The sequence below is a fragment of the Limnospira sp. genome, assembly GCF_051859755.1.
GTDB classification, from domain to species: domain Bacteria; phylum Cyanobacteriota; class Cyanobacteriia; order Cyanobacteriales; family Microcoleaceae; genus Limnospira; species Limnospira fusiformis.
The window spans coordinates 1-4,426 of record NZ_JBIMLI010000229.1 but is presented as its reverse complement, the minus strand read 5'-3'; the positions used below and the strand labels follow the sequence as shown (position 1 = coordinate 4,426).

Annotated in this window: 4 protein-coding genes and 1 pseudogene; all 5 read left to right on the top strand. The window is 41.7% G+C overall.

Annotated features, from left to right (window positions below):
* Nucleotides 1-255: pseudogene (locus ACTIE0_RS22970) on the top strand (Uma2 family endonuclease); the annotation flags it as partial.
* Nucleotides 256-386: 131 nt separating this feature from the next.
* Nucleotides 387-800: a HEPN domain-containing protein gene (locus ACTIE0_RS22965; protein ID WP_008056518.1), complete on the top strand. Its 414-nt coding sequence runs from the start codon at nt 387-389 to the stop codon at nt 798-800.
* Nucleotides 797-3,421, top strand: coding sequence for a P-loop ATPase, Sll1717 family (locus ACTIE0_RS22960; RefSeq protein ID WP_046321169.1), 2,625 nt, complete (start codon nt 797-799; stop codon nt 3,419-3,421). The genes ACTIE0_RS22965 and ACTIE0_RS22960 overlap by 4 nt, the downstream gene beginning before the upstream one ends.
* Nucleotides 3,422-3,502: 81 nt before the next feature.
* Entirely contained in the window at nt 3,503-3,703 is a 201-nt protein-coding gene (locus ACTIE0_RS22955) for a hypothetical protein (RefSeq protein ID WP_046321168.1), read from the top strand.
* A 36-nt stretch (nt 3,704-3,739) separates the two neighbouring features.
* Nucleotides 3,740-4,300, top strand: coding sequence for a Uma2 family endonuclease (locus tag ACTIE0_RS22950; RefSeq protein ID WP_046321167.1), 561 nt, complete (start codon nt 3,740-3,742; stop codon nt 4,298-4,300).
* Nucleotides 4,301-4,426 lie beyond the last annotated feature (126 nt).

The following is a 4,426-nucleotide window of genomic DNA, read 5'->3' as shown; positions in this document are numbered from 1 at the left end:
GGAACTATAGACCGTGAGGAGGCAATTTGGCTGCGGTTTTATGATACGGAAGGTAATTTGGTGTTGTTACCGGAAGAGGCCGAACGCCAAAAAGCCGAACAAGCTCAACAGCTTGCTGAGGCCGAACGCCAAAAAGCCGAACAAGCTCAACAGCTTGCTGAGGCCGAACGCCAAAAGGCTGAGGCCGAACGCCAGAGGGCAGAACGTCTGGCGGAAAGGTTGCGCGCGCTGGGTTTAGATCCAGAGGAACTATAAAAGAAGCGATCGCACAACATCTACTTTAAATATTTATAGACATAGTTCCCCCTTGAGCAGCAACCATGCCAGGAATTACTGAGGTCAGGAAATGTTATAACAAGTAGAGCGTTAGCATTAATGGCTCAACTATGCCCCCAAGTAAACCACAGGATTGGATTAACCTCGCTAATGAACGCGCTGCCGATGCGGACGAGATTAGCAAGACTCGAAAGACTTCAGTCGCTTCTGTTTATTTAGCGGGATACGCCATTGAATGCAGTTTAAAAGCACTTTTACAGGAGCGAGGGACAGGTTTTCCAAAACATGGTCAACAGGGGCATAATTTGCGAGAATTATGGGAATCTGCCAACTTTCGCCTCTCTGATCTTTCTGATCCTACCGGAGCAAAAACGTTTTATCTGGAAAAATGGAACACCTCACTACGATATGAAGTCACTTGTGATAGTCTTCTGAGCCATCAAGAATTAGTAGAGAAAGCTAAACAGTTAACAGGTTGGATACAAACTCAAATGCGTCGTACTCGACCTAGGAGGCCTAGATGAATTATTCAGAAATTAAAGATAAAATTGAACAAAATATGTCGGCGGCTCATGTAAAGATTGAGGATTTACGCATTCAACAGGATCAATATATGGGGTGGCGTATTGTAGTTATTTCTTCAGATTTTGCCGGAAAAGCTCAATCAGAACGACAAAAAATAGTCCTAGATGGACTAGAATCCCTCACCATTCAATGGTTAGATTTACTCACCCCTCAAGAACAAAAATGGGCAGGTTCTCTTCCCCTCGATGCCCCCCTAGACTTGCCTCTATGGCCAGAAGCATTAGCACGCCGCAGTCATCCTGAAACTGTCATGTTTGCCTCAGATTTAGAAGACGATTTAGAACGTCCCATTATTGCCACATTTTACTCTCTCAGAGGGGGAGTCGGTCGTTCCACCGCCCTAGCTTATACAGCACGAATTCTAGCTAATCATGGACGAACCGTCTTGTGTGTTGATATGGATTTAGAAGCCCCTGGATTAGCAGCTTTGTTCGGCAAGGAAAATGAAATTCAGCCAGAACAAGGTTTAATTTTCTCACTGCTTAGTTTAGACCAAGGCGAACATCCTGATCTACAGAATCAGATTATTCGTATTTCGGAAACAGAGGAACTTTATTGCCTGCCCGCAGGTTTACCCAATGCCAATTATGCCAGATTATTAAATTTTATTGATCCAGAGGCTTGGTATCGAGAAGACCGGAATCCTCTGCGGGACTTAATTAAGATTTTAAGCACAGAACTTTCTTTTAAACCCGATGTTATTTTATTAGATGCCAGAACCGGAATAACTCCCCTCAATGGTCCGTTGCTCTTTGACTTAGCCGATTTAGCAATTATTGTTTTCTTTCCTCACCCTCAAACTCAAATCGGAACGGGGGCGCTAGTTCAAGCTTTACTCGCTTCCCGTAACCGTAGAACTGACCCTAAACTCACGCCTGACCCTAGATTTATTGTTTCTCCGGTCCCTGCCAGTCAAGCTCCAGAAGTGATTGAACGGTATCATCATCGTTCCCTTGATTGGATTAACAATTGGTTAAAAAGCCTCAGTGATCAAAGATTAGGTCTTGAGCCAATTATGGAATCAGAAATAACTCATTTTATTCCCTATCGAGAAACCATTGCTACATCGGATAAAATTTTAGAAACTCCAGAATATTGGCGTGATTTTGAGCCAGTGGCAGAGTGGATAGAGGGCTTGCTTCCCATGGCTAGTGAGCAGCCGTTACCTGTAAATTTATCCCAAGATAAAGCCAAAATTTTGCAAGAGTTAGAATTCTCAGCCAGTAGTGCAGAATATCAAAGCAATTTGCTAGAAACCTTTGTGGAGACGGATTTAGTTGAACGTGCGATGCAGCCTAATATTCCGCTTGTTTTAGGGCGAAAAGGCACAGGGAAGACTGCAATTTTTCGTCGTCTGTTAGAAGATGATCAACAGCATTCAATTGTGATTCTTGCGCCAAATCCTCTCAAAAATAATCGTCTTTGGGTTTTTACGGCTGAATCTTCTAAAGTGATTGATCAGCAGTTGAAAAAGTATCAAAAAAGTTGGCGTGAATTTTGGCTTATTCAAATGTGCCTTGCCTGTTATTTGTCTTGGGAAGGGGAAAAACCTCAACCGAATGAAGATTTAGGTGATCTTCTATCCACTCCATTAAATACTGAACTTGACTTAAGTAACTGGATTGAAAGTTTCTTACAAAAACCAAAATGTGGTATCTTGATGAAAGATTGGCTGATGCGGTTTGATCGGGCTGCTTCAGACAGAACTTTTTTATTAATTGATGGGTTAGATACAGGTTTTGGCAGTGGGAAACCAGAGCAAGCACTCAGAACAAAATCTATTGCTGATTTGCTTTCCTTAATCAATGATTTAGAACATGATTTGACTCACTTTAAGTTTAAAGTCATGTTACGGGAAGATATTTGGCGCAGATTGCAGTTTGAGAATAAAAGCCATTTTTTCGGTCGTTCAGTCACGCTCCAATGGTCAGAATCTGTAGACTTCTTTAAGGTAATTGTCAAAACAGCTTTACAGGCAAATACGTTTAAAACTTTAGTACAATCCATTCAAGGACAACAGGGCCAAGGGCGTTTTTTATTCCACGGTGATGATTCAAATTTAACGGAGCAACAAGTCTGGAATATTTGGAATGTGCTAGTGGGTGAACGAATGCGGGGAGGAAAATCAGCCTTTACTCGGAATTGGGTTTGGAAACGGATTGCCGATGGCAGTAATAATCATAGTCCCCGTGCGCTGTTACAACTGTTTAAGCAAGGGCAAGAGTGGGAAATGCGAGAAAATGAAAAGAATTTATATGGGAAAACTGTGATTCGACCTAAAGCTTTAATTGCTTCCCTAGAAGAGGTGTCAAAACAGACGTTAGATGCTTTAATTAACGAAGAGTTTCCTGATTTAACCAACTTAGTTGACCAGTTAAGAAAAATCGGACGATCTCCTTTTAAAGCCAGTGAAGTCGAGAATCTTAAAGATGAATTAAATTTGGCAAGGGAAGTTGGTTTACTGTCAATTTATGAGGGGACAAATGATGAAGTTGAACGCTACAAAGTACCGGATTTATATTTATCAGGCATTGGGATGACGAGGAAAGGTCAAGCGTAATCAATGACCTATTTAATACCAGTTCTGGATTAACCAATTTTAGAATCTCAGTTAGAACGATTATCCCAATTAGAACAACAGGTGATTTCTGGTTTCCGAGACCATCAAGCGATCGCCCTTTCTGAACAACCCACTAATCCTGAATTATCCCCATCTGAATTATGGTCAGCCATCCAATCTTTAGTTAGACGGGGGTTGCTAGAAAAAATATCAGAGGGAGAGCGAGGAATGTTTCAACTGCATCCGATTTGGCAACAGTATCTTAAATTTAAGCTAAGTTAGAATAGTTGAAAGAGAAAAACTAGGAGAATCCCTAAAATGCGTTCACCTTTACCCCTCTTTACCGTTGAAGACTATATCATCGCTGAAGCCGAAAGCACCATTCGCCATGAGTATATGGGCGGTTATGTGTTTGCTATGGCGGGTGCTAGTGAAGAACACAATCTCATTGCCGTTAATCTTTGTACCTTATTACGTTCTCATCTGCGGGGGAGTTCCTGTCGGGTATTCATGTCTGATATGAAAGTCAAAGTTCAAGACGATATTTTTTATTACCCTGACTTACTCGTGACTTGTAACCCCGAAGATAATCACCGATACTTCAAAACACAACCTAACTTAATTATTGAAGTGCTGTCAGAAAGTACCGAAAGCACTGACCGACGAGAAAAATTAATGAACTACCAAACCTTAGAAACTTTGAAGGAATATGTTTTAGTCTCTCAAGATGTTATGCAAGTGGAAGTCTATCGTCAAGAAACTCCGGGGAGTTGGACAGTTGAAATCTTAGGAGAAGATAATCAGTTAACCTGGGAATCTGTGGGGCTAACTGTGACCGTGGCGCAAATTTATGAAGATGTATTGAATGTGGGTCAGTGAATTTAAGCACAAAAAAGCGCCCCCCGACTGGGAGGCGCTCTATTTAATCCAAGCTATCAATTAGCCGATTTGAGGTGCAACCAAAGCTACAGGCTCAGACTCAGCAGAAGCTAAATCTAAGGGGAA

What these genes read in the sequence shown, in the direction of transcription:
- ACTIE0_RS22965 (WP_008056518.1), top strand. Translation starts at nt 387, where the DNA reads ATGCCCCCAAGTAAACCACAGGATTGGATTAACCTCGCTAATGAACGC.
- ACTIE0_RS22960 (WP_046321169.1), top strand. Translation starts at nt 797, where the DNA reads ATGAATTATTCAGAAATTAAAGATAAAATTGAACAAAATATGTCGGCG.
- ACTIE0_RS22950 (WP_046321167.1), top strand. Translation starts at nt 3,740, where the DNA reads ATGCGTTCACCTTTACCCCTCTTTACCGTTGAAGACTATATCATCGCT.